This is a genomic window from Streptomyces sp. NPDC029674 (genome assembly GCF_044903205.1).
Taxonomy (GTDB): Bacteria; Actinomycetota; Actinomycetes; order Streptomycetales; family Streptomycetaceae; genus Streptomyces.
In genome coordinates, this window is the sequence record NZ_JBJDPY010000008.1 from 249,770 (window position 1) to 273,763 (window position 23,994).

Here is a 23,994-nt window from a genome sequence, read left to right on the forward strand (position 1 = left end):
TCACAGGTCAGCGGTGATGATCTTCTCGATGTTCCGTTCGGCGAGCGCCGTGATGGTGACGAACGGGTTGACGGTGGTGTTGCCGGGGATCAGGGCGCCGTCGATGACGTAGAGCCCCGGATGACCGTGCAGCCGCCCGTAGTTGTCGGTGGCCTTGCCGAGCACCGCGCCGCCGAGCGGGTGGTACGTGAGGTGGTCGCCCCAGATCTTGTACGTGCCGAAGAGGTCGGTGCGGTAGATCGTCCCCTCCTTCGCGTTGATCTTGTCGAAGATGGTCTTGGCGGCGGTGATCGACGGCTGCTTCCAGGCGGTCTGCCAGTTCAGTTCGGCCCGGTTCGCGGCGGCGTTCCAGGTGAAGTCGGCGCGGTGCGGGTTCTTGGTGATCGACAGGTAGAACGACGCGTACGTCTCGATGCCGGTGGGCAGCGGCGCGACCTCGGCGAAGGCGCCGCCCGCGGCCCAGTTGTCGATGCCGGCGGTGGGGATGGACGACTGGAGCTTGCCGGTGGCGTCCCACATGTGGTTGGCGCGGCCGCACATGACGTTGCCGTTGTCACCCCAGCCCTTGCCGATCTCGCCGTTGAGGCGGGGCAGGGCTCCGGTGGCCTTCAGCTTGACCAGGAGCTTGCTGGTGCCGACGCTGCCCGCGGCGAAGAAGACGCGGTCGGCGGTGACGGAGATGGTGGCGGTGGTGTCGCCGCCGGTGTTGATCCGGTCGATGGTGACGGTGTAGCCGCCGCCGGCGGCCGGGGTCACCGAAGTGACCTTGTGGAGCGGGGAGACGGTGACCCTTCCGGTCGCCTCGGCGCGGGCGAGGTAGGTCTGCTGGAGGGACTTCTTGCCGTGGTTGTTGCCGTAGAGGATCTCGCCCGCGAGCGCGGACTTGGGGACGGTGCCAGCGGCCTCCTTCTTCATGTACTCCCAGTCGTAGACGTCGGGCACGAAGACGAACCCGAAGCCGGAGCGCTGCGCGTGCTTGCGGCCGACTCGCGCGTACTGGTAGCACTCGGCGGTCTCGAACCAGGCGGGGTCGATGGTGTTCACACCGAGGGCGGCGTTGGCGCGCGGGTAGTACGTGCCGTACATCTCGCCCGCGTCGACCGTGGGCAGGACGGCGGCGAAGTTCTCGCGCCGGGGCGTGACCGCCATGCCGCCGTTGACCAGTGAGCCGCCGCCGACGCCGCGGCCCTGGTAGACGGTGATGCCGCCGAACTCCTCGGCGTCCAGGATGCCGGTGTGGCGCGGGACGTCCTTGTCGAGCGGGAAGCCGAGGAAGTTGCTGATCGGCTGCTTGGTTCTGGTGCGCAGCCAGTAGGAACGGACGTCGGGGCTCGTGGTGTTGGCGAAGATCTTGCCGTCGGAGCCCGGGGTGTCCCAGGCCATGCCCATCTCGACCATGTGCACGTCGACGCCCGCCTCGGCGAGCCGTAAGGCGGCCACGGAGCCGCCGTATCCGGTGCCGATCACGAGGGCGGGGATGCGGGCGGCGTCGAGCGCGCGGGCCGGAACGGCGTGGCCCGCGAGCGCGACAGCACCGAGAATAGAACTCGTTCCTGTGATGAATCGGCGACGGGATACTCCGTCAACTCCTGGCCTGTACTTGGGTGTAGAGCTCATGTGACCTTCCTCACTCGTGGCTGAATCGCAACGAGTTCTACTGCCGGGTGCGCGGGAAGTCACGCCATACCTAAAAGTAACTTCTGTCCGATCTTGCCCCCCTCGTGTCGGCCGGTCACACCACCGGCCGCACAACCATGGTGCTCCGCCATATACGCCACTGATCTGCGGTTTCCTACCTTGTGCCGGTACGGAAGCGTCCCCGCGGAATGACTGGAAGTGGTCCACATGGCCTCGCAAGGAACCGCCCCGCCCGCCCGGGCCGGCATCGTCCGCGTCGTGGCGGCGAGCCTCGTCGGCACCACCATCGAGTGGTACGACTTCTTCCTCTACGGCTCGGCGGCCGCGCTGGTCTTCAACAGCCTCTTCTTCCCGTCGAGCGACCCCCTGGTCGGCACCCTCCTCTCCTTCCTCACCTACGCGGTGGGCTTCGCGGCCCGCCCCCTCGGCGGCGTCGTCTTCGGCCACTTCGGCGACCGGATGGGCCGCAAGAAGCTCCTCGTCATCAGCCTCCTGATGATGGGCGGCGCCACCTTCGCGATGGGCCTCCTCCCCACCCACGCGACCATCGGCGTCGGCGCGCCGGTCCTGCTCACCGTGCTCCGCCTCGTGCAGGGCTTTGCCCTCGGCGGCGAGTGGGGCGGCGCCGTCCTCCTCGTCTCCGAGCACGGCGGCGACAAGAACCGCGGCTTCTGGGCCTCCTGGCCGCAGGCCGGGGCGCCCGGCGGCAACCTGCTGGCCACCGGAGTCCTCGCACTCCTCGCCGCCGTCCAGTCCGAGGAGGCCTTCCTCGCCTGGGGCTGGCGCGTGCCCTTCCTGCTCTCCGGGGTGCTCGTGATGGTCGGCCTGTGGATCCGCATCTCCGTCACCGAGTCACCGGTCTTCCTGGAGGCGCAGCGGAAGGCGGAGGCCGCTGCCGCCGCGGGGGTCCAGGAGAAGCCGCCCGTGGTCGAGGTGTTCCGCAAGAGCCGCCGCGAGGTACTCACCGCCATCGGCACCCGCTTCGGCGAGAACATCTCCTACTACATCCTCACGGCCTTCGTCCTCGTCTACGTCACCGTCCACCTCGACCTGCCCAAGAGCGACGCGCTCAACGCGGTGCTCATCGGCTCCGCGTTCCACTTCGTCACCATCCCCCTGTGGGGCGCGCTCTCCGACCGCATAGGGCGCCGCCCGGTCACTCTCATCGGCGCGCTCGGCATGGCCGGCTGGGCCTTCGCCTTCTTCGCGCTCGTCGACTCCCGCTCCTTCCCGGTCATCGCGCTCGCGGTCACCGTCGGGCTGCTCTTCCACGGCGCGATGTACGGGCCGCAGGCCGCGTTCATCTCGGAGATGTTCGACACGAAGGTCCGCTACTCGGGCGCCTCGATGGGCTCCCAGCTCGCCTCCATCATCGGCGGAGCGCTCGCCCCGATCATCGCCGTGGAGCTGCTGAGGGAGTACGACTCGGCGCTGCCCGTCGCCCTCTACATGTCCGCGGCCGCCCTCGTCACCGCCGTCACCGTGCACTTCGCCAGGGAGACCAGGGGACGGGACCTCGCCGCGGACGAGACCGGCGGCCCGGTCCCGCACCCGCTGCCCGAGCGCGAGGGCTCCGTACCGCTCGGCGGCTGACCCCGCGCCGCTACGGCCTGCCCCTTCCCCCTGGCGTATCCGGGGCAGGCCATCGACCGCACCCACCCCGCCGGGAGACCATCGCCCCATGCTCCCCACCACCGAGGGCGCGGACCACGCCGAACCCCAGGCGGGCCTGCGCACCCTGCTCGACCTCCTCGACCGGGGCGCGCCCGCCGAGGAGTTCGCGCGCCCCGCCGCACGCGCCCGCGAGGCCGGCGCCGCCCCCGGTCACCTCGCCGCGCTCGACGAGGCCACCGACGTCGCGCTCCGCGTCCACCGCACCCTGGGCGCGCACCGCCGCCGCGAGGCCGAGCTCACCGCACTCTTCGACACCGCGAGCGACCTCGCCGCGCTCCGCGACCCCGACGCCGTGCTGCGCGCCATCGTGCGCCGCGCCAAACTGCTCCTCGGCACGGACGTCACGTACCTCTCGCTCAACGACGAGACGGCGGGCGACACCTATATGCGGGTCACCGACGGCAGCGTCGCCGCCGCCTTCCAGCAGCTGCGGCTCGGCATGGGCGAGGGGCTCGGCGGTCTCGTCGCCCAGACCGCCCGCCCCTACGTCACCGGCGACTACCAGCAGGACCCCCGCTTCCACCACACCGACGCCATCGACAGCGCGGTCCTGCAAGAGGGCCTCCGGGCGATCCTCGGCGTGCCGCTGCGCCTCGGCTCACGCGTCATCGGAGTGCTGTACGCCGCCGACCGCGCCGCCCGCGAGTTCGCCACCGAGGAGATCGTGCTGCTCTCCTCCCTCGCCGACCACGCCGCCATCGCCATCGACGGCGCCCGCCTCCTGGAGGAGACCCGGGCCGCGCTCGTCGACCTCAACGCCGCCACCGAGACCATCCGAGCCCACAGCAGGGCCATGCGCCGCGCCGAACAGGCCCACGACCAGCTCACCGACCTCGTGCTGCGCGGCGGCGGCGCCGAGGAGGTCGCCGACGGCATCGCCGCCCTCCTCGACGGCGGCGTCCTCATCCACGACGCGGACGGCGTCGAACTGGCCCGCACCGGCACCGGGCCCCTGCCGCCACCCGCCCCCGCCGTGGCCGCATCGCGCGCCAGCGGCCGCGCCGTCCCGCAGGACGGCACCTGGGTGTGCGCGAGCCTCGCGGGACCCGAACTCCTCGGCAGCATCGCCCTCACCGGACGGTCCGAACTCGCCGACACCGACCGCCGGTTGTTCGAGCGGGCGAGCGTCGTCACCGCGCTGCTCCTGCTGCTGCGCCGGTCGGTCGGCGAGACCGAGGACCGGGTGCGCGGCGAACTCCTGGGCGACCTGCTCGCCACCACCGGCGACCCGGTCGGCCTGGCGAGCCGCGCCCGCCGCCTCGGAGTCCGGCTCGACCGCCCGCACGCCGTGTTCGTCGCCCACAGCGAGAGCGCTCCCCGGCCGCGGCTGCTCGCCGCCGCGCACCGCACCGCCCGCACCCACAGCGGCCTGGCCGGACTCCACCACGACAACGTGGTCATCGTGACCCCCGCCGAAGCCCCCGGCACGGGCGCCGCGACGCTCGCGGGCACCCTCGGCAAGGCCGTGGGCGCCCCCGTCACCGTGGGCGCCGCAGGCCCGGCCACCGGCCCCGCCGGACTGCCCGCCGCCCACGCCGAGGCCCTGCGCTGCCTCTCCGCGCTGCGGGCCCTCGGCCACACCGGGCACGGCGCGACCCTCGCGGACCTCGGCTTCGTCGGACTGCTCATCGGCGAACAGGCCGACCTCGGCGGCTACGTCAGAGCCACGCTCGGCCCCCTCCTCGACTACGACGCCGAACGCGGCACCGAGCTGGTGCGCACCCTGGAGGCGTACTTCGGCCAGGACCGCAGCCTCACCAGGGCCAAGACGGCCCTGCACGTCCACGTGAACACCGTCGTGCAGCGGCTGGAGCGCGTGGCACGGCTCCTCGGCGACGACTGGAACACCCCGGCCCGCACCCTGGAGATCCAACTCGCCCTGCGACTGCACCGGTTGACGCCGCCCGGCTGACTTTGTCCCACCCCCGCCTGTTGGATCCGTCACCCGGGCGATCTACCCTGGGAACCGCCTGAAAGGGAGTCGCATGAGCGGACGCATCGAGCGCACCCGAACCAATGCACGACCTGTACAGCCCGGCAAAGGGGAGCGGATCGCCGACTGGGCGGACGGCCGCCTCGGCATCCACACCCTTGCCAAGAGCCAGATGCGCAAGATCTTTCCCGACCACTGGTCGTTCATGTTCGGGGAGATATGCCTCTACAGCTTCATCATCCTGATCCTCACCGGGACCTATCTCACGCTGTTCTTCGACCCCAGCATGTCCGAGGTCGCCTACGACGGGCCGTACGTCCCGCTCAAGGGCCTCATGGTGTCCCGGGCGTACGAATCGACCGTGGACATCAGCATGGAGGTGCGCGGCGGCCTGCTGATCCGGCAGATCCACCACTGGGCCGCGCTCGTCTTCGTCGCCGGGATGCTCGTGCACATGATGCGGGTCTTCTTCACCGGGGCGTTCCGCAAGCCGCGCGAGCTCAACTGGCTGTTCGGCTGGACCCTGTTGTTCCTCGGCATCATCACCGGCCTGACCGGCTACTCGCTCCCCGACGACATGCTGTCCGGCACCGGCATCCGCTTCGCGCAGGGCGCCATCCTCGCCATCCCCGTCGTGGGGACGTACATCTCCTTCTTCCTGTTCGGCGGGGAGTTCCCGGGAGAGGACATCATCCCGCGGTTCTACCCGATCCACGTGCTGCTGCTGCCGGGCATCATGCTGGGGCTCGTCGTCGCCCACCTGATCCTCGTCTTCTACCACAAGCACACCCAGTTCGGCGGGCCCGGCAAGACCGAGAAGAACGTCGTCGGCGCGCCGTTCCTGCCCGTCTACATCGCCAAGGCCGGCGGCTTCTTCTTCCTCGTCTTCGGCGTCCTCGCGCTCATGGGCGCGGTCGCCTCCATCAACCCGGTCTGGGCGATCGGCCCCTACCGCCCCGACCTGGTCTCCACGGGCGCTCAACCCGACTGGTACCTCGGCTTCTCCGAGGGGCTGATCCGGGTGATGCCCGCCTGGGAGATCAACGCCTGGGGCCACACGCTCAACCTGGGTGTCTTCATCCCCTTCTCGCTCTTCCCGCTGATCCTGATGGCGATCGGCGCCTACCCCTTCATCGAGTCGTGGATCAAGGGCGACAAGAGGGAGCACCACATCGCCGACCGGCCGCGCAACGCACCCGTGCGCACCGGCCTCGGCGTCGCCTGGCTCGCACTGTTCGGCGTGCTGATGATCGGCGGCGGCAACGACATCTGGGCCACCCACTTCCACCTCTCCATCAACGCGCTCACCTGGTTCGTGCGGATCGGTTTCTTCGTCGTGCCCGTCCTCGCCTTCGTCGTCACCCACCGGATCTGCCTCGGGCTCCAGCACAGGGACCAGGAGAAGGTGCTGCACGGCAGGGAGACCGGCACCATCAAACGCCTCCCGCACGGCGAGTACGTCGAGGTCCACGAACCGCTCACGCAGGCCGAGCTGTACCGCCTGACCGCCCACGAACAGCCCAGGCCCTACGAGATCGGCCCCGAGGTCGACGCCAACGGAGTCACCCGCAAGGTCCGCCCGTCCGACCGCCTCCGCGCCCGCCTGGCCCGCGCCATGTACGGCCCCAGGGCACAGGTGCCCAAAGCGACACCCGAGGAGTACCTGGCGATCCAGCGGGGGGAGAGCGACCACCACTGAGAGATCCGCGGGACCGGCCGGCGACCGCACCGGCTCGGTTAGCCTCACACAGTGATGGCATCCGAGAAGACCCCGAAGCTGCTCGCGATCAGCGACCTGCACGTGGCGTACGACGAGAACAGGAAGTACGTCGAGACCATCCGGCCGGACACCGACGACGACTGGCTGATCGTCGCCGGTGACGTCGCCGAGCGCATGGCCGACATCGAGTGGGCGCTGCGCACGCTCGCCGGCCGCTTCGCCAAGGTGGTGTGGTCGCCGGGCAACCACGAACTGTGGACGCCCAAGGACGACCCGGTCCAGCTCCGCGGCGAGGAGCGCTACCAGCATCTCGTCGCGCTCTGCCGCGAGTCGGGGATCGTCACCCCCGAGGACCCCTACCCCGTGTGGCGCGGCGCGGGCGGCCCGGTCGTCGTCGCCCCGCTCTTCCTCCTCTACGACTACACCTTCCGCCCCGAGGGCACGCACACCAAGGAGCAGGCGCTGGAGGTCGCCCACGAGGCGGGCGTCGTCTGCACCGACGAGTACTTCCTGCACCCCGACCCGTACGCCACCCGCGACGACTGGTCCCGCGCCCGGGTCAAGCACACCGAGGAGCGGCTCGCCGAGCGGCCCGCGGGCATGCCCACCGTCCTGATCAACCACTGGCCGCTGCTCCGCGAACCCCTGCGGATCCTGCGCTACCCCGAGTTCGCCCTGTGGTGCGGCACCGAGCGCACCGCCGACTGGCACGTGAAGTACGAGGCGGCGGCCGTCGTCTACGGCCATCTGCACATCCCGCGCACCACCGTCCACGACGGGGTGCCGCACATCGAGGTCTCCGTCGGTTACCCGCGCGAGTGGCGCAGGGACTTCCACCCCGACCCGCGAGTGCGGCAGATCCTGCCGGTGCCGCCCGACGGGAACTGACGGGCGGGCGGCCCGGAGCGGTCAGGGTCGGGCGGGCAGCGGCCTACGGGCGAGGAGTTCGGCCAGGCCCTGCCGGGTCGCGGCCAGCACGACACGGTCCTCGGGGCGCAGTTCGTACTCCGGGTCGAGCTCCCACTCCAGGCCCGACGAGAGACCGGGCCGCTGGCCGGACGCCCGCTCCAGGGCGACGACGCGCCACGCCCCCGGCCGGAACACGTCGGCGATCGTGCGGCCCGTCAGCTGCGGCTGGAGCGACACGTCCAGCGCCGCGAAGAGCAGCACCGAACGCTCGACGGGCAGCGCGCCCAGGATCTGCCGGCCCATCATCGCCCCGGCGAACGCGGGCGCGGCCAGCGCGGACACGCTGCGGCTCCGGGTGAGGGCGCCGGGGTGCGCGGCGCGCAGGGTGCGGTAGACGGCGGTCGCGAACTCGTCGTCGTACAGCCGCAGCGCCACCCGCAGATCGGGCTTCACCGACCGTGCGTACAGGGCCGCTTCGAGGTTTATGGTGTCCGCGCTGGTCAGCGCGAGCAGGGCGTGCGCGCGGTGCACCTTGGCCGCCTCCAGGACGCCCTCCTCCGTCACGTCGCCGATCACGGTCGGCACGCGCAGGCGCCGGGCCAGGGAGATGCCGCGCGCCTCGGGATCGGCCTCCACGCACACCACCGGGATGTCCAGCTCGCGCAGCCGGGCAAGGACCCGCGTGCCGATCTTTCCGAGGCCAAGGAGGACGACATGGCCGGAGAGGCCGCGCGGCGGGCGGCGCAGCGACGACGCGGTGCGGAACGTGCCGAGCGCCTCCAGGACGGCGGCGAAGAGGATCGGCAGGAGCAGCAGCCCGACCAGACCGGCGAGCAGCTGGAGGATCTGCCGGCTCATCGGCCCGTCGGTCGCCGGGTCGTTGATCGAGAAGAGGTCGAGGAGCGTCAGATACGTGGCGTGCAGCGGGGTGGTGTCCTCGGTGGTGACGATCGACGCGATGGCCATGCCGACGACGGCCGCCGCGAACCCCGCCACCGACCAGCGCAGCCGCCGCGAGAACAGCTCCCGCAGCGGCACGCCGCGCCCCGCGAGGAAACCGGGCGGCGGCGCGGAACCCGAGTACGAGACCGTCTCCAGGACCAGCGCGCCCCGCCCCGGCGCGGAGGCGACGGCGGCGTCGTCCGGCAGCAGCCGGGGCCCCGCGCCGGCGCCCGCGTCGTCCGAACCCTCCGCGCCCGCCGGGTCGTTGGCGGTGGCCGACAGGAGGGCGAGGGTGGCGAGTCCGCGCGGCGCCACATCGCCGGGCGCCGGCGGGGTCCGCTCCACCGCGCGCAGCAGCAGCCCGTCGGCGTGCACGACCTTGCTCGTACCGGCGACGGCGGTGGCCGCGAGGGCCGGTGCCGCGGTGTCCGCGTCGGACAGGACGGTGACGCTGGCGTCGGTGGTGGCGAGACCCGCCACGGCGGCCGCCTGGTCGAGCAGCTCCTCCACGTGCTGCCCGAGCTTGCGGTTGTACAGCCGGATCACCAGGCGCAGCCGGGGGTTGAGCCTGCGCGCCGCCAGAGCGGTGCGGATGTTGGTCTCGTCGTCGTCGTGCATGAGCGCGAGCGCGGCGGCCTGCGGGACGCCCGCGTCGACCAGGACGTCGTCGGTGAGGTCGGTGGTCTCCAGGGTCCGCGGCAGGCCGGCGGGGTCGCCGTTCGCGGCATGGCCCTCCCCGCTCCCGTTGCCATTGCCATTGCCGGTGCCGGTGCCGGTGCCGGTGCCGGTGCCGGTGGTGCGTGAGACGGCGGCCGTGATACGTCCGATCAGCGCCGTCGTCCGGGCCCGCCCCGTCAGCCGGTTCGGCTCACCTCGGCCCCCGGGCGGCACGACGAGGACGACCTGTTCGCCGTAGACACCGCGGAGTTCGGCGGCGAGCCGGTGGGCCAGGACGTTGTCACCGCCGCACACGACCATGTGGCCGGGTGCGGGCAGCGGCGGGCGCTGTGGGGGAAACGAAGATGCGTGCGACACAGAAGGAAGAGTGCCTCACATCGGCGGCCGGTTCCCGGTGTCGAGCCGCCCGGCGAGTTCGACGAGGTCCGCGAGGCGCAGCACCCGGCCGGGCACGGCAGCTCCCGGCAGCGGTACGTGGAGGGGCGCGGTCCAGCCGGCGGGTATCGCACCGAGCCCGTAACGGGCGCCCGCCAGGCCGCCGGTGACGGCTGCGACGGTGTCCGTGTCGCCGCCCAGGTCGACGGCGGCGCGCAGGGCGCCCTCGAACGACGCCGTCGTACGCAGCGCCCACAGTGCCGAGCCGAGGCACGGCCAGACCGCGCCGTTGAACTCGGTGGCGTCGTCCGGGTGCCAGGCGGGGGAGAGGACCACGGCATAGCGGTCGCGGTGGTCCGGGTGGACGAGGTCGAGGGCGTCGGGGACCGCCGCGAGCGGATCGTCCCCGGCGAGGGTCACGCGCAGCAGCTCGTGGAAAAGGGCGGTGCCCTCCCAGGCGGCCCGGTCGCCGTGCGTGAGGGCGGCGATGCGGCGGGCCGCGTCCAGGGTGGCGGCCTGCCCGGCGGGGGCGAAGTACAGGGCGGAGGTGGTGGCCCGCATCAGCGAACCGTTGCCCGCAGCGCGGAGGTTGACCTGGAAGTGGACCTGCGCGGCGAGGTCCCACGGCATGCCGTTGGTGAGGACGTCCTCGGTCTGCAGCCCGATGTCCTTGGGCTCGTCGGCGGCCCACCGCTGGAAGCGGGCGAAGATATCCGGCAGATCGAGCCCGCCCCGCTCGAGCAGTGAGTCGGCGACGTGCACGGCCATCTGCGTGTCGTCCGTGGCCTCCCCGGGCTCCCAGCCGCCGCCCCCGCACATCTCGCGGGCGCGGTCACCGTCGCCCACCGGAAAGCGCGCGGAGAACGCGCCCTCCGCCCCGAACTCGAAGGGCGCGCCCAACGCGTCTCCCACGGCCGACCCGACGAGGGCGCCCGCGGCGCGCTGACGACGTTCCATCGGAGCAGCGTACCGAGGCTCCGTGGAGTGCCCGGAAGTACTGGTGACCGACGAGTGACTGATGCGTCAGTCAGGATCGCAATTTCTGCTCAGGATCTCCCCAGGTACCGGTTGCTGCCGGGTGAGGCGAGGTGACGGCTCGGCGCATGCGTTGCGGTCACCGCAACACCCGGGTATGGTCGCCCACCATGCAGTACGACCCCGAGGTCGCGGACCGCGTCCGCAAGGTGATCGCCGACGCCGGAGTGACCCAGCGCGAATTCGCCCGCCGCATCGTCATGGACCCCTCCAAGCTCTCCCGCTCCCTGGGCGGCACCCGGCGCTTCACGGCCGCGGAGCTCGCCCGCATCGCGGACACCGGCGGGGTCGACGCGGGCTGGCTGCTCGGCGCCGCACGGCCTCCGGAGCCCGCCGTCCGGCGCGAGCGCGCCGTGGCCCCGGAGGGCGGCCGGCCCCTGCAGATCGTCCGCGAGACCGTCCGCCTCATCGCGGAGCGCGGCTTCCACGCCGTGCGCGTCCAGGACATCGCCGCGGCCTGCGACACCAGCACCGCCGCCATCCACTACCACTTCCCCGGCCGCGACGACCTCCTCGAAGCCGCCGTGCGCTGGTGCATGGACGAGGACACCGCACGCCGGGCGGCCCGGATCGCGGACGCCGCGGACACCGCCGACGAACTGCGCCAGCTCATCGAGCTCCAGATCCCCCGCACCCCGCAGCAGCGGTGGCAGTGGAGCGTCTGGCTCGACCTGTGGGCCGAGGCCGCCCGCTCCACCGCCGTGGGCCGCCTGCACGCCGACTACTACCGGCAGTGGCGCGCGACCGTCGCCGACGTCATCCGCCGCGGCACCGCCGAAGGCGTCTTCCGCCGCGCCGACCCCGACGCCGCGGCGCTGCGCCTGACCGCACTGATCGACGGCCTCGCCACCCAGGTGCTCGCCTCGGCCCCCGACGGCACCGGCACCGGCCCCGACGACATGCACGAAGCCCTCACCGCCTACGTCGACGCGACGCTGACCGCCCGCTGACGCCTCGTACGCCCCCACCAAGGACACAAGCCCCCACCCGCGAGGGAGAGTTCCGCATGCCCGTGAACGACAACGTCATCATCACCTGCGCCCTGACCGGCGCCGGCGACACCGTGCGCAAGAGCCCGCACGTGCCCGTCACCCCCGAGCAGATAGCCGCCTCGGCGGTCGAGGCCGCCGAGGCGGGCGCCGCCGTCGTGCACATCCACGTCCGCGACCCCGAGAGCGGCGCGCCCTCCCGTGACCCGCGCCTCTACCGCGAGGTCGTCGAGCGCATCAAGGAGACCGGCACCGACGTCGTCATCAATCTGACGGCGGGCATGGGCGGCGACCTCGTCATCGACGCGGCCGAGCCGCTGAAGGAGCTCGGCGAGCTGCCCGGCACCGACCTCGTCGGCGGCCTGGACCGCCTCCCGCACGTCGAGGACCTGCTCCCCGACATCTGCACCCTCGACTGCGGCTCCCTCAACTTCGGCGACAACCTCTACATCTCCACCCCCGACATGCTCCGGCAGGGCGCCAAGCGCATCCAGGAGCTCGGCGTCCGCCCCGAGCTGGAGATCTTCGACACCGGGCAGCTCTGGTTCGCCAAGCAGCTCCTCGCCGAAGGGCTGCTCGACAACCCCACCGTCTTCCAGCTCTGCATGGGCATCCCGTGGGGCGCCCCCGCCGACCCGGGCGTGCTCCAGTCGATGGTCAACATGCTGCCCGAAGGCGCCCAGTGGGCGAGCTTCGCACTGGGGCGGATGCAGATGCCGTGGGTCGCCCAGTCCATCCTGCTCGGCGGGCAGGTCCGTGTCGGCCTGGAGGACAACCTCTACCTCGGCAAGGGCAACAAGGCGACGAATGGGCAGCTCGTGGAGCGTGCGGTGCGGATCACCGAGAGCCTTGGCTCTCGGGTTGCCTCCCCTGACGAGGCCCGGCAGAAGCTGGGTCTCAAGCCCCGGGCGTAGCTCTTCTGCTGCGGGCCGGCCGTGGCTGGTCGCGCAGTTCCCCGCGCCCCTGATGGACCGCGCCCAGCTTTTTTGCTGCGGGTCCGCTGTGGCTGGTCGCGCCCGCGCGGCGGAGCCGCATATGAACACAGTCCCGCGCCCCTGAAGGCGCGCCCCCGCCCACGCAGCAACGGAAGGTTCCCCCCACCCCATGACCATCACCACCCCAGAAGAAGTCCGCCGCGTCGCCTGTGTCGGTGCCGGTGTGATCGGCGGCGGCTGGGTCGCCCACTTCCTGGCCCGCGGGTACGACGTGACCGCCTGGGACCCCGCGCCCGACGCCGAACCGCGGCTGCGTCGTCTCGTCGAGGCCGCATGGCCCGCGCTGACCCGGCTCGGTCTCGCCGAGGGCGCCTCGCAGGACCGGCTCACCGTCACCGCGACCCTCGAAGAGGCCGTCGCCGACGCCCAGTTCGTGCAGGAGAGCGCCCCCGAGAAGCTGGAGCTCAAGCGCGAGCTCCTCGCGAAGCTGGACGCCGCCGCTCCCGCCGGCGTCGTCATCGCCTCCTCCACCTCCGGCTACCCGATGACCGACATGCAGACCGAGGCCGCGACCCCGGGCCGCCTCGTCGTCGGGCACCCCTTCAACCCGCCGTACCTGATACCCCTCGTCGAGGTCGTCGGCGGCGAGCGGACCGACGCCTCCGCCGTGGCCTGGGCGTCCCGGTTCTACGAGGTCGCGGGCAAATCCGTCATCACGATGAAGAGCGAGGTGCCCGGCTTCATCGCCAACCGCCTCCAGGAAGCCCTGTGGCGCGAGGCGCTGCACATGGTCGCCAACGGCGAGGCCACCGTCCAGGAGATCGACGACTCCATCACCGAAGGCCCCGGCCTGCGCTGGGCGTTCATGGGCCCCATGCTCACCTTCGCGCTCGCGGGCGGCGAGGGCGGCATGGCCCACATGCTCGACCACTTCGGCCCGTCCCTGAAGTCGCCGTGGACGCGCCTCGAAGCGCCCGAGCTCGACAAGAAGCTGTACGACGCCGTGGTCGCCGGCTGCGACGAGGCGGCGAACGGCCGCACCATCGCGGACCTCGTCGCCGAGCGCGACCAGGGCGTCATCGACGTCCTGCGCGCCACGGGCCGACTCCCCGGAGGCACCAAGTGACCGAGCCCCTGCCCCTGTTCCACCGGACGGTGCGCCCCGAGTGGATCGACTACAACGGCCACATGAGCGAGGCCTTCTACGTCCTCGTCTTCGGGTACGCCACCGACGCCATGATGATCGAGACGGGCCTGCACGCCGGCTACCGCGAGTCCACCGGCTGCTCCCTCTACACGGTCGAGGCCCATGTGCGGTACCTCGACGACATCTGCGAGGGCTCCCATCTCGCCGCCCGCACGCGGATATTGGGCGCGGACGCCAAGAAGGCGCGGTTCACGCACGAGATGTACGTGGTCGGGGACGAGGGCGCGGAGCCCGCCCCCGACGCCACTCCCGCGGCCACCACGGAGCTGCTCGCGCTCCACGTCGACCAGAACGCGGGCCGCTCGGCCCCCTTCCCGGACGAGATCCGCGACCACCTCACGGCTCTGACGGAACCGGCCCCGGAGTGGGCGGGCCGTTCAATTGCCGAGGTGCCCCGGGTGGCTTAGGGGCGCGGGGAACTGCGCGATCAGCCACAGCGAACCGGCAGATACAGAACTCACCGTTCGAGAGGCTTGTGAGCAGTTTCCGGAAGCCTCAGATAGACGGCCGACGAAGCGACACACAGCACGGCCACGTACACGGGAAACAACCCAGGAGACCCGATCTCCTTGAACAACGTGCCCATGTACGGGGCCGTGCCGCCGAACACCGCGACGGTCAGCGAGTACGGGAAGCCGATCCCGGCGGCCCGCACCCGCGCGGGGAACACCTCCGCGTTCACGGCCGCCGAGATCGACGTGAAGCCGGTGAGCAGCACCATCCCCGCGCACTGCACGAGCAGCAGTGAACCGAACGACCCCGAGAGGGACTTGAGCAGCGGCACGCTCAGGACGGCGAAGCCGACGCCGAAGAAGAGCAGCAGTGGCCTGCGCCCGACCCGGTCGGAGAGCAGCCCGCCCACCGGCTGGAGCACGGCGAAGAAGGCGAGGGACACCGTGCCCGCGAGGAGCGCCTGACCCTTGCTGATGTCCGTGTTCAGCTCGGCGTACGTCGGCAGGTACGACGTCCACGTGTAGTACGCGAGGGTGCCGCCCGCCGTGATGCCGCAGATCAGCAGGGACTGGCGAGGATGGTGCCGCAGCGCGTCGAAGAGCCTCGGCCGGTCGCCCTCCTCGGTGGGCGTCCGGTGCGTCTCGTGCGCCCCCTGCCTGATCCAGAAGCCGACCAGGCTCAGCGCCGCCCCCAGGAAGAAGGGCAGCCGCCAGCCCCAGCCGTCCATCTGCCCGTCGGAGAGCGTGGCGACGAGGAGGGCGGCGACGCCGGACGCCGCGAGCTGGCCGACGCTCGTGGAGACGTACTGGAAACTGGAGAAGAGGCCGCGCCGCCCCGGACCCGCCGACTCGACCAGGAACGTCGTCGACGCGGCGAACTCGCCGCCCACGGAGAGCCCTTGCAGCAGCCGGGCGAGCACCAGCACGACCGGGGACAGCACGCCCACGGCCGCGTACGTCGGGGTCAGCCCGACCAGCAGACTGCTGCCGCCCATCAGCAGGATCGTGACGGTCAGCGCCGCCCGCCTGCCCCGCCGGTCGGCGACCGCGCCCATCAGCAGCCCGCCGACGGGCCGCATGAAGAAGCCCACCGCGAAGACGGCGAACGTGGAGAGCAGCGGGACGAGGGAGTTGCCGGATCCCTTGGGGAAGACCTGGCCGGCGATGTACGTGGCGAGGAAGGTGTAGGCGTACCAGTCGTACCACTCCACGGCGTTGCCGACCGACGCGGCGAGCAACTGCCGTATCGGGCGCCGCTCGGGTGCGGGGGAGGGAACGGGACCGGTGGCGGCCACCTGCTGGTCGTGCTGTGTCATGATCACGACCTTCCCCTGCCCGGCGGCGCCTCACACGTGCCCTCAGCCGGTCGTCGGCTTGTACGCGTGCACCGCCGTCGTCACCAGGCACGGCGCGGGCGGGACCACCTCGACGCGCAGGGTGTGGCGCGCGGCGTCGTAGTCGACGCCCTCCGTCTCGAACGTGCCGGAGCACATGCTGCGCTGCGGCGCCGCGAAGAGGCTCGTGACGCGGCCGGTCACCGGCTTCCCGTCGAGGGGGCGCTCCAAGTCGACCTGGAGGACCGGGCGATCCTCGGGGAACAGATCCTTGGACGCGTCGTTGGAGGCGCACACCAGGCGCGTGGCGGAGGCGAAGTCGCAGCCCTGGATGTCACGGACCGGCTTGTCGAGCGTGATCTGCCCCGCCTGGGCGATGGCGCCGCCGGTGGGCGGGGTCGAGGGGTTGAGGAGCGGGGCGGGGAACACCTGGAGGCGGTGCTGGTCGCCCCACTCGCCGGAGACCAGCCACTGGTTGTCGGGCGAGACGGCCGCGAAGGAGTTGTTGAGCTTCTCGCCCGCGTCGAGCCGGTGCTCGTACAGGTGACGCTTCCCGGCCGGCGTGGTGACCGCGAACATCTTGGAGCGTGCGGTGTCGCCGCCCTGGTAGGCGTCGAAGGTGTGGCCGTCCGCGATGTCGGGGTCGCCTATGTGCCCCCAGCCCTTGATGCGCAGGTCGAGGGGTATCGAGCCCAGGCCGCGGTAGAGGAGTCCGCCGTCGGCGCGGCTCGCCAGGCCCTGGCTGCCGGTGAGGGAGTTGACGTACGACGTGCCGGACTCCTGCCAGCCGCCGGGCGAGGCGGGCGCGGCCGAGGCGGCGCCGCCCGTCATCACCGCCAGGGTGACGGTGCCGAGCAGGGCGGTTGATGCCTTCCAAAGGGTCATCGGGGCGCTACCTCCGTGGGGGGTCGGAACGCTGCCGCGTCATCGTACGTAACGTGAGCACCGGTGATAACGGTCCGGCAGAAGGCGGTTCGGACGTGCAGGCGGTTCAGAAGTGAAGGCGGTTCAGAAGTGAAGCTGGCAATTCTCGGCGGCGGCGGGTTCCGCGTGCCGCTCGTCTACGGGGCCCTGCTCGGCGACCGCGCCGAGGGCCGCGTCACCGACGTCGTCCTGCACGACCTGGACGCGGCCCGGCTCGACGCCATCGCCCGCGTCCTCGCCGACCAGGCCGCCGGTGTTCCGGACGCGCCCTCCGTGACCGCCACCACCGACCTCGACGAGGCGCTGCGCGGCGCCGACTTCGTGTTCTCCGCGATCCGCGTCGGCGGCCTGGAGGGGCGCGCCGCCGACGAGCGCGTCGCCCTCGCCGAGGGTGTGCTCGGGCAGGAGACGGTCGGCGCGGGCGGCATCGCGTACGGGCTGCGGACCGTGCCCGTCGCCGTCGACATCGCGCGGCGCGTCGCCCGGCTCGCCCCCGACGCCTGGGTCATCAACTTCACCAATCCCGCGGGACTGGTCACCGAAGCCATGTCCCGGCACCTCGGGGACCGCGTCATCGGCATCTGCGACTCGCCCGTGGGCCTCGGCCGCAGGATCGCGCAGGTCCTCGGCGGCAACCCCGACGAGGCCTTCATCGACTACGTGGGCCTCAACCACCTGGGCTGGCTGCGCGGCCTGCACATCGGGGGCCACGACGAACTGCCGCGCCTGCTCGCCGACCCGGCACTCCTCGTCGCCTTCGAGCAGGGCAGGCTGTTCGGCCCCGACTGGCTCCAGTCGCTCGGCATGATCCCCAACGAATACCTGCACTACTACTACTTCAACCGCGACACCGTGCGCGCCTACCAGCAGGCGGAGCGGACCCGGGGCGCCTTCCTCCACCACCAGCAGGCCCGCTTCTACGACGACATGCGACGCCCCGACACGCACGCCCTCAAGGCCTGGAACGACACCCTCGCCGAGCGTGAGGCGGCGTACATGGCGGAGAACAGGGAAGCGGCGGGCGTGGGGGAGCGGGCCGAGGAGGACCTGGAGTCCGGCGGGTACGAGAAGGTCGCCCTCGCGCTGATGCGGGCCATTGCGCGCGACGAGCGGTCGACGCTGATCCTCAACGTACGCAACGGCACGACGCTGTCCGCGCTGGACGCGGACGCCGTGATCGAGGTGCCCTGCTCCGTCGACGCCAACGGCGCCCACCCCATGTCGGTGGCCCCGCTGCCCGGCCACGCCACCGGCCTGGTGTGCGCGGTCAAGGCCGTCGAGCGGGAGGTGCTCGAGGCGGCGGACAGCGGCTCGGCCGCCACCGCCGTCAAGGCGTTCGCGCTGCACCCGCTCGTCGACTCCGTGACGGTGGCGCGGCGCCTGGTGGACGGCTACCGGGGCGTGCACCCCGGCCTCGCGTACCTGAGGTGATCACACCCGAGGCGACCCCCCTGAGGTGATTCCCCCTGAGGTGAGCCCACCTGAGATGATCACGACATGAGTCCCGTCGTCTCCATCGGTGCCGCCGCCCGCCGCCCCTGCACGCTCGTCGTGTGCCGGGGCTGCTGCTGCGGTGACGCGCGCAAGAACCCCGGCATCGACCACGCCTGGCAGCTGGAGCGGCTGCGCTCCGCGGCGGCCGCGTCGCGCGGCCGGTTCACGGTGCGCACGAGCGACTGCCTCGGGCCGTGCGGCCAGGCCAACATCGTCGTGGTCCAGCCCTCGTACGAGGGGCGCAGGCGGGGCGGCCGGGCGGCCTGGGTCGGCTTCGTCACGGACGACGAGTCGCTCGACGGGATACTCACCTGGGCGGAGGCGGGCGGCCCGGGCCTTGCCGAGCCGTCGGCCACCCTCGCGCTCCAGATGGTGGACCCCCGCGCGGTATGACGGCGGGCCCCGGGTCGGTCTAGGGCCTGTCCGGCGGATCAGGTCGCGGTCGGGTGGCGGTCACGTTTCGGTGCAGGTGAGCGGGCTCTGGTGCGTCGAGATGCAAGGCGGAGGAGGGCGGCAACGCGGAGCGTTGACAACCGACGACAACGCCGCAGATCGGCGTGCCAGAGCCCGCGCCCCGCGGCATGATCCGCCGGACAGGCCCTAGCCGGCGAGGACCTGGTCCACGAAGCCGTGCAGGTTCCGCACGGTCCGGGCGTTCTGCTCCTCCGGCGTCAGGCTTTCCTCCAGACGGGGGCGGGCCTGCGCCGTGGTCTTCTTCCCGCGCACGTAGAGCGAGCAGGCCAGGTCGGCGCAGATGTACAGACCCACCGAATTGCCCTGGCGGCCCGCCGCCCCCGCCTTGGGGGCCACCAGCAGCGTGATGCCGGAGCCGGACTGCGGGGTCACGCAGACCGAGCAGATGCTGGACTTGAGGAGACTCTTGCGGGCCCCGGTGGAGGCGCGCAGGGCGATGCCCACGGGCTCGCCGTCCCGCCACGTCACCACATAGCCGCGCTCCGGCGCCTTGGGGTCCCGCCAGCCGAGAAAGTCCAGGTCGTCCCAGGGGGTGTCGGCGAAGCCCGCCGGGAGGGTGAGTCTGCGGGCCTCGCCCTTCGAACAGTTCACAAAGGACGCGCGGATCTCGTTCTCACTTACGGACTTCATGATCCGGACGCTACCAACGGGCGGCCGGAGCCGTCCTGCCAATTTTCTCCGCCCGCGGCCTCCCGGGGCGCCCGCGCGGGTGCTGAGTCGCGTCTGCCGGGGCAGGCTGTCGACTGAGCGTCGAGGAGCTGCTGAGGAGAGGTGGACACGTGGTGCCGGCCGGTGGGAACGAGGAAGATCTGCTCAAGGGCCTTTCGGTGGACGAGGCCCGTCCGGAACGCCCGGTGCTCCTCGACGAGCAGGGGCGGCCGCTGCAGACGTGGCGGGAGAACTATCCGTACGCGACGAAGCTCGGCCGCAGGGAGTACGAGCGGCGCAAGCGGATCCTCCAGATCGAGCTCCTGAAGCTGCAGAAGTCCGTGCGGGAACGGGGCATGCGCATCGTGGTGGTGTGCGAGGGGCGTGACGCGGCCGGCAAGGGCGGCACGATCAAACGCTTCACCGAGCGTCTGAACCCGCGCGGCGCCCGCACCGTGGCGCTGGACAAGCCGACCGAGCACGAGGCGGGGCAGTGGTACTTCCAGCGGTACGTCGCGCAGCTGCCCTCGGCGGGCGAGATCGTCTTCTTCGACCGGTCCTGGTACAACCGCGCCGGCGTCGAGCCGGTGATGGGCTTCTGCACGCCCCGCCAGCACCAGCACTTCCTGGAGCAGGCTCCGCAGTTCGAGAAGATGATCACTGAGGACGGCATCATCCTCATCAAGTTCTGGTTCTCCGTCTCCCGGGCCGAGCAGCGGACACGGTTCGCGATCCGGCAGGTCGACCCCGTGCGCCAGTGGAAACTGTCCTCCACCGACCTCGCCTCGCTGGACCTGTGGGACGCCTACACGTACGCGAAGGTCGAGATGTTCCGGGCCACGGACACCCCGCACGCCCCGTGGACCGTCGTGAAGACCAACGACAAGCGGCGCGGCCGCCTCGAGGCCATGCGCCATCTCCTGCTCCGGGTCGACTACGAGGCGAAGGACGCGGAGGCCGTGGGGGAGGCCGACCCGCTGATCATCGGCCCGGCCAACACGCTGCTCGAACCCGGCGAGGACGCCACGGACCTGTCGCCCAGCAAGCTCGCCGACAACCCACGGGGGCCCGGCCGGCACCCCCGCGCGTGAGACCCCGGCCGACGCACCCCCGCCGTCGCCGGGTCACAGCCCCACGGCCCCGAGTCCGGTCAGCCCTTCGTACAACGCGCCGACCAGATGGATGCTGCGCAGGTCCTCGCCGGAAGTCCCCGCGCCCATGCGGTTCATGGTGTACGCGTACGAGACGCCGTTCTCCGGGTCGGCGAAGGCGTACGAGCCGCCCATGCCGCCGTGCCCGAACGCCCGCGGGTTGGGGCCCGCCTGCCCGAACTGGTTGAGCATGTAGCCGAGGCCCCACGGCCACGTCTCGGCGAGCGGGGTGGCCGCCCGCAGCACGAGGTCCGGCTCGTCTCCCTCGCTCTGCCGCGTGCGCAGCCGCTCCAGGGCGCCGGCGGAGAGGAGCTTGCCGTTCGCCAACTCCCCGTAGACGGTGGCGAGGCCGCGCGCGGTGGCGTGGCCGTTGGTCGCCGGGATCTCCGCGGTGCGGTAGGCCGCGGAGTTCACGTCGCCGATCGGCACATAGTGCAGGGCCAGCGTGATGGGCGCCATGGGGTGGCCCGTCAGCCCGCTCACCGGGGGCTGCGGCGCCTCGCCGAAGGCGGTGGACGACGGCTTGTCGGCGGCGCGGACGGCCGGCGCCATGTCCGCGCACCGCCCGTGCTCGCTCTCCGGCGTCCCCACGTGGACGTCGGCGCCCAGCGGCCCGGTCACCTCGGCGCGCAGGAACGTGCCGAGCGAGACACCCGTGACGCGCCGCACCACCTCGCCGACGAGGAAACCGAACGTCACCGCGTGATAGCCCTGGGCGGTGCCCGGCCGCCACCACGGCCGCGTCGCCGCCAGCGCGTCCGTCACCTTCTCCCAGTCGTAGGCCGCGCCCGGCGCCAGCGGCTCGGCCGGCGCGATGAGGCCGGCGCGGTGGCTCAGGAGCCAGCGCACCGGGATGTCGCCCTTGCCCGCCTGCGCGAACTCCGGCCAGTACCGCGCGACCGGCGCCTCCAGGTCCAACTCGCCCCGGTCCGCGAGGAGATGGGCGCAGAGAGCCGTCATCCCCTTGGTCGTGGAGTAGACGTTGACGAGCGTGTCCCGCTCCCAGGGGCGGGTGCCCGTCCGGTCCGCGTCGCCGCCCCACAGGTCGACGACGAGCTCGCCGCCGACCGTGGCCGCGACGGAGGCGCCGAGGTCGTCGCGCTCGGTGAAGTTCCGCTCGAACTCCTCCCGCACGCGTTCGAAGCCGGGGGCGCAGGTGCCGTGCACGCTGAGAACCATGACCTCATGGTTGCCTACGGCACCTACCTCCGCAAGGAGCCGGGCGGTGTGGACGAGGAGTGAAGAAATGTCTGCGCCGAATGGGGGGCTTTCACCCGGGATGACCGGCGCTTGTGTCCTGCCCCCCAGAGGTTGGACTTCTCTTCACACGCCCGTCACAGGCCCTTCCGTATCGCCTGCTCCCCTTGGCACACTTCACCCCGCTCACGTCCCCCACAAAACACGAGGTCGGAATATTCATGCCTGAACTCAATCGGCGCCGCTTCATGCAGCTGGCCGGCGGCACCGCGACGTTCGCCATGCTCAATCAGAGCATCGCCCGCGCCGCGTCGCTGCCGGCCGCCCGCGCCACCGGCACCATCAAGGACGTCGAGCACGTCGTCGTACTGATGCAGGAGAACCGTTCCTTCGACCACTACTTCGGGACGATGAAGGGCGTACGCGGCTTCGGCGACCCGCGCCCGGTGACCCTGCCCAGCGGTAAGCCCGTCTGGCACCAGCGCGGCGGCGGCAAGGAAGTACTGCCCTTCCACCCGGACGCCGAGAACCTCGGCATGCAGTTCATCGCCGGCCTCGACCACGACTGGGCGGGCGGCCACAAGGCGTTCAACAACGGCGCGTACGACCAGTGGATTCCCGCGAAGTCCGAGCGGTCGATGGCCTACCTGGAGCGGAACGACATCCCGTTCCACTACGCGCTCGCCGACGCCTTCACGGTCTGTGACGACTACCACTGCTCTTTCATAGGGGCCACGGACCCCAACCGCTACTACATGCTCACGGGCCACGTCGGCAACGACGGCAAGGGCGGCGGGCCGGTCCTCGGCAACCAGGAACTGGGCTACGACTGGACGACGTACGCCGAGCGCCTGGAGCAGGCGGGCGTGAGCTGGAAGGTCTACCAGGACATCGGCGACGGCCTGGACGCGGCGGGCCACTGGGGCTGGATCGACGACGCCTACCGCGGCAACTACGGCGACAACTCGCTCCTCTACTTCAACAAGTTCCGCAACGCCAAGCCCGGCGACCCGCTCTACGACAAGGCCCGCACCGGCACCAACGCCAAGGCGGGCGACGGTTTCTTCGACATCCTCACGGCCGACGTGAAGGCCGACAAGCTGCCGCAGGTCTCCTACATCGCCTGCCCGGAGGCCTTCACCGAGCACCCCAACTGGCCGGTGAACTTCGGCGCCTGGTACATCGCGCAGGTCCTGGACGCGCTCACCTCCAACCCCGAGGTGTGGGCGAAGACGGCCCTGTTCATCACCTACGACGAGAACGACGGCTACTTCGACCACATCGTCCCGCCGTACGTGCCCAAGGACGCCAACCAGGGCAAGTCCACCGTCGACACGACGCTCGACTACTTCCCCGGCAACGCCTCCTACGCGGCCGGGCACTACGGCCTCGGCCAGCGCGTCCCGATGATCGTCGTCTCGCCGTGGAGCACCGGCGGCTTCGTGAACTCCGAGGTCTTCGACCACACGTCGATCATCCGGTTCATGGAGAAGCGGTTCGGCGTCAAGGAGCCCAACATCTCGCCGTGGCGCCGCGCGATCTGCGGCGACCTGACCTCCGCCTTCGACTTCAGCGGCAAGGACACCGACCCGGCGGAGCTCCCCGACACCGCCGCCTACGAGCCGCCGGACAACAAGCGCCACCCCGACTACGTGCCCAAGGCGCCCACGAACCCGGCCCTGCCCAAGCAGGAGCGCGGCTCCCGGCCCGCCCGCGCACTGCCGTACGTCCCGCTGGTGGATGGCGCCGCGGACCCGGTGGCCGGGAAGTTCACGCTCACGTTCAGCGGCGGCGCCAAGGCCGGCGTCTGCTTCCACGTCCGCTCCGCGAACCGCACCGACGGCCCCTGGACGTACACGACGGAGGCCGGCAAGTCCGTCTCCGACACCTGGAACTCCAAGTACTCCAAGGACGTCTACGACCTCTCCGTCTTCGGCCCCAACGGCTTCCTGCGCACCTTCAAGGGCCCCGGCAAGAAGGCAGGCCCCGAGGTCGTCGCCCGCCACGACAGCACCACGGGCAACATCAAGCTGACCCTGAAGAACGCGGGCAGCGCCGACGTGAACCTCACGGTGACCAACGCCTACGGCGGCGCGGGCCAGACCTTCAAGGTCAAGGCAGGCAGCTCCGTGCAGCACACCGTCGACCTGCGGGCGAGCAAGCGCTGGTACGACCTGACGGTGAAGTCCGACACCGACGCCGGATTCCTGCGGCGCCTCGCCGGGCACGTGGAGACCGGCGCGGCGGGCGTCAGCGACCCGGCGATCATCACCGCCTGACGCCCG

19 protein-coding genes are annotated in these 23,994 nt (G+C 71.6%); 12 read left to right on the top strand and 7 right to left on the bottom strand.

Translation table 11 applies throughout. The features are described 5' to 3' along the window. A complete protein-coding gene (locus ACI2L3_RS21185; RefSeq protein ID WP_404753903.1) occupies positions 1-1,617 on the bottom strand; it encodes a GMC oxidoreductase in 1,617 nt (538 codons plus the stop codon). A 228-nt stretch (positions 1,618-1,845) separates the two neighbouring features. On the opposite strand from ACI2L3_RS21185, the gene ACI2L3_RS21190 reads away from it, so the two are divergent. The 4 genes from ACI2L3_RS21190 (at position 1,846) to ACI2L3_RS21205 (ending at position 7,853) form a co-directional block, all read left to right on the top strand. Then, positions 1,846-3,231, top strand: coding sequence for an MFS transporter (locus ACI2L3_RS21190; RefSeq protein ID WP_404753904.1), 1,386 nt, complete (start codon positions 1,846-1,848; stop codon positions 3,229-3,231). Positions 3,232-3,319: 88 nt separating this feature from the next. Continuing rightward, the gene (locus ACI2L3_RS21195) at positions 3,320-5,224 is read left to right on the top strand and encodes a helix-turn-helix domain-containing protein (RefSeq protein ID WP_404753905.1); all 1,905 of its coding nucleotides are present in this window, start codon (positions 3,320-3,322) and stop codon (positions 5,222-5,224) included. A gap of 73 nt (positions 5,225-5,297) precedes the next feature. Continuing rightward, positions 5,298-6,944, top strand: coding sequence for a cytochrome bc complex cytochrome b subunit (locus tag ACI2L3_RS21200; RefSeq protein WP_404753906.1), 1,647 nt, complete (start codon positions 5,298-5,300; stop codon positions 6,942-6,944). Between the two features lie 54 nt (positions 6,945-6,998). After that, a complete protein-coding gene (locus ACI2L3_RS21205) occupies positions 6,999-7,853 on the top strand; it encodes a metallophosphoesterase family protein (protein ID WP_404753907.1) in 855 nt (284 codons plus the stop codon). 21 nt (positions 7,854-7,874) lie between these two features. Here the strand turns inward: ACI2L3_RS21205 and ACI2L3_RS21210 are convergent, their stop codons facing one another. Both ACI2L3_RS21210 and ACI2L3_RS21215 read right to left on the bottom strand, forming a co-directional pair. Continuing rightward, the gene (locus ACI2L3_RS21210) at positions 7,875-9,794 is read right to left on the bottom strand and encodes an NAD-binding protein (RefSeq protein ID WP_404754042.1); all 1,920 of its coding nucleotides are present in this window, start codon (positions 9,792-9,794) and stop codon (positions 7,875-7,877) included. Positions 9,795-9,866: 72 nt separating this feature from the next. Then, positions 9,867-10,826, bottom strand: coding sequence for an ADP-ribosylglycohydrolase family protein (locus ACI2L3_RS21215; RefSeq protein WP_404753908.1), 960 nt, complete (start codon positions 10,824-10,826; stop codon positions 9,867-9,869). A 188-nt stretch (positions 10,827-11,014) separates the two neighbouring features. On the opposite strand from ACI2L3_RS21215, the gene ACI2L3_RS21220 reads away from it, so the two are divergent. The 4 genes from ACI2L3_RS21220 (at position 11,015) to ACI2L3_RS21235 (ending at position 14,442) form a co-directional block, all read left to right on the top strand. Next, entirely contained in the window at positions 11,015-11,854 is an 840-nt protein-coding gene (locus ACI2L3_RS21220) for a TetR family transcriptional regulator C-terminal domain-containing protein (RefSeq protein ID WP_404753909.1), read from the top strand. Positions 11,855-11,910: 56 nt separating this feature from the next. Continuing rightward, positions 11,911-12,807: a 3-keto-5-aminohexanoate cleavage protein gene (locus ACI2L3_RS21225; RefSeq protein ID WP_404753910.1), complete on the top strand. Its 897-nt coding sequence runs from the start codon at positions 11,911-11,913 to the stop codon at positions 12,805-12,807. A gap of 190 nt (positions 12,808-12,997) precedes the next feature. Beyond that, positions 12,998-13,954, top strand: coding sequence for a 3-hydroxyacyl-CoA dehydrogenase NAD-binding domain-containing protein (locus ACI2L3_RS21230; protein ID WP_404753911.1), 957 nt, complete (start codon positions 12,998-13,000; stop codon positions 13,952-13,954). Continuing rightward, a complete protein-coding gene (locus ACI2L3_RS21235; protein ID WP_404753912.1) occupies positions 13,951-14,442 on the top strand; it encodes a thioesterase family protein in 492 nt (163 codons plus the stop codon). The genes ACI2L3_RS21230 and ACI2L3_RS21235 overlap by 4 nt, the downstream gene beginning before the upstream one ends. A 50-nt stretch (positions 14,443-14,492) precedes the next feature. Here ACI2L3_RS21235 and ACI2L3_RS21240 read toward each other — a convergent pair whose 3' ends face one another. Both ACI2L3_RS21240 and ACI2L3_RS21245 read right to left on the bottom strand, forming a co-directional pair. Further along, on the bottom strand, positions 14,493-15,803 hold the full coding sequence (locus tag ACI2L3_RS21240; RefSeq protein ID WP_404753913.1) for an MFS transporter: 1,311 nt from the start codon (positions 15,801-15,803) through the stop codon (positions 14,493-14,495). 42 nt (positions 15,804-15,845) lie between these two features. Further along, positions 15,846-16,706, bottom strand: coding sequence for a hypothetical protein (locus ACI2L3_RS21245; RefSeq protein ID WP_404753914.1), 861 nt, complete (start codon positions 16,704-16,706; stop codon positions 15,846-15,848). A 129-nt stretch (positions 16,707-16,835) separates the two neighbouring features. On the opposite strand from ACI2L3_RS21245, the gene ACI2L3_RS21250 reads away from it, so the two are divergent. Together ACI2L3_RS21250 and ACI2L3_RS21255 are read left to right on the top strand one after the other, a co-directional pair. Then, complete coding sequence (locus tag ACI2L3_RS21250; RefSeq protein ID WP_404753915.1) at positions 16,836-18,176, top strand: 6-phospho-beta-glucosidase; 1,341 nt, start codon at positions 16,836-16,838, stop codon at positions 18,174-18,176. 66 nt (positions 18,177-18,242) lie between these two features. After that, entirely contained in the window at positions 18,243-18,632 is a 390-nt protein-coding gene (locus ACI2L3_RS21255) for a (2Fe-2S) ferredoxin domain-containing protein (protein WP_404753916.1), read from the top strand. Between the two features lie 207 nt (positions 18,633-18,839). Here the strand turns inward: ACI2L3_RS21255 and ACI2L3_RS21260 are convergent, their stop codons facing one another. Then, positions 18,840-19,343, bottom strand: coding sequence for an FBP domain-containing protein (locus ACI2L3_RS21260; RefSeq protein WP_404753917.1), 504 nt, complete (start codon positions 19,341-19,343; stop codon positions 18,840-18,842). Positions 19,344-19,492: 149 nt separating this feature from the next. On the opposite strand from ACI2L3_RS21260, the gene ppk2 reads away from it, so the two are divergent. Further along, positions 19,493-20,452, top strand: a complete 960-nt coding sequence (gene ppk2, locus ACI2L3_RS21265; protein WP_404753918.1) for a polyphosphate kinase 2 — start codon at positions 19,493-19,495, stop codon at positions 20,450-20,452. A 33-nt stretch (positions 20,453-20,485) separates the two neighbouring features. On the opposite strand, the gene ACI2L3_RS21270 is transcribed toward ppk2, so the two are convergent. Continuing rightward, on the bottom strand, positions 20,486-21,691 hold the full coding sequence (locus ACI2L3_RS21270; protein ID WP_404753919.1) for a serine hydrolase domain-containing protein: 1,206 nt from the start codon (positions 21,689-21,691) through the stop codon (positions 20,486-20,488). 239 nt (positions 21,692-21,930) lie between these two features. On the opposite strand from ACI2L3_RS21270, the gene ACI2L3_RS21275 reads away from it, so the two are divergent. Then, on the top strand, positions 21,931-23,988 hold the full coding sequence (locus ACI2L3_RS21275) for a phosphocholine-specific phospholipase C (RefSeq protein WP_404753920.1): 2,058 nt from the start codon (positions 21,931-21,933) through the stop codon (positions 23,986-23,988). Positions 23,989-23,994 lie beyond the last annotated feature (6 nt).

What these genes read in the sequence shown, in the direction of transcription:
- ACI2L3_RS21185 (WP_404753903.1), bottom strand. Translation starts at nt 1,617, where the DNA reads ATGAGCTCTACACCCAAGTACAGGCCAGGAGTTGACGGAGTATCCCGT.
- ACI2L3_RS21190 (WP_404753904.1), top strand. Translation starts at nt 1,846, where the DNA reads ATGGCCTCGCAAGGAACCGCCCCGCCCGCCCGGGCCGGCATCGTCCGC.
- ACI2L3_RS21195 (WP_404753905.1), top strand. Translation starts at nt 3,320, where the DNA reads ATGCTCCCCACCACCGAGGGCGCGGACCACGCCGAACCCCAGGCGGGC.
- ACI2L3_RS21200 (WP_404753906.1), top strand. Translation starts at nt 5,298, where the DNA reads ATGAGCGGACGCATCGAGCGCACCCGAACCAATGCACGACCTGTACAG.
- ACI2L3_RS21205 (WP_404753907.1), top strand. Translation starts at nt 6,999, where the DNA reads ATGGCATCCGAGAAGACCCCGAAGCTGCTCGCGATCAGCGACCTGCAC.
- ACI2L3_RS21210 (WP_404754042.1), bottom strand. Translation starts at nt 9,794, where the DNA reads ATGGTCGTGTGCGGCGGTGACAACGTCCTGGCCCACCGGCTCGCCGCC.
- ACI2L3_RS21215 (WP_404753908.1), bottom strand. Translation starts at nt 10,826, where the DNA reads ATGGAACGTCGTCAGCGCGCCGCGGGCGCCCTCGTCGGGTCGGCCGTG.
- ACI2L3_RS21220 (WP_404753909.1), top strand. Translation starts at nt 11,015, where the DNA reads ATGCAGTACGACCCCGAGGTCGCGGACCGCGTCCGCAAGGTGATCGCC.
- ACI2L3_RS21225 (WP_404753910.1), top strand. Translation starts at nt 11,911, where the DNA reads ATGCCCGTGAACGACAACGTCATCATCACCTGCGCCCTGACCGGCGCC.
- ACI2L3_RS21230 (WP_404753911.1), top strand. Translation starts at nt 12,998, where the DNA reads ATGACCATCACCACCCCAGAAGAAGTCCGCCGCGTCGCCTGTGTCGGT.
- ACI2L3_RS21240 (WP_404753913.1), bottom strand. Translation starts at nt 15,803, where the DNA reads ATGACACAGCACGACCAGCAGGTGGCCGCCACCGGTCCCGTTCCCTCC.
- ACI2L3_RS21245 (WP_404753914.1), bottom strand. Translation starts at nt 16,706, where the DNA reads ATGACCCTTTGGAAGGCATCAACCGCCCTGCTCGGCACCGTCACCCTG.
- ACI2L3_RS21255 (WP_404753916.1), top strand. Translation starts at nt 18,243, where the DNA reads ATGAGTCCCGTCGTCTCCATCGGTGCCGCCGCCCGCCGCCCCTGCACG.
- ACI2L3_RS21260 (WP_404753917.1), bottom strand. Translation starts at nt 19,343, where the DNA reads ATGAAGTCCGTAAGTGAGAACGAGATCCGCGCGTCCTTTGTGAACTGT.
- ACI2L3_RS21270 (WP_404753919.1), bottom strand. Translation starts at nt 21,691, where the DNA reads ATGGTTCTCAGCGTGCACGGCACCTGCGCCCCCGGCTTCGAACGCGTG.
- ACI2L3_RS21275 (WP_404753920.1), top strand. Translation starts at nt 21,931, where the DNA reads ATGCCTGAACTCAATCGGCGCCGCTTCATGCAGCTGGCCGGCGGCACC.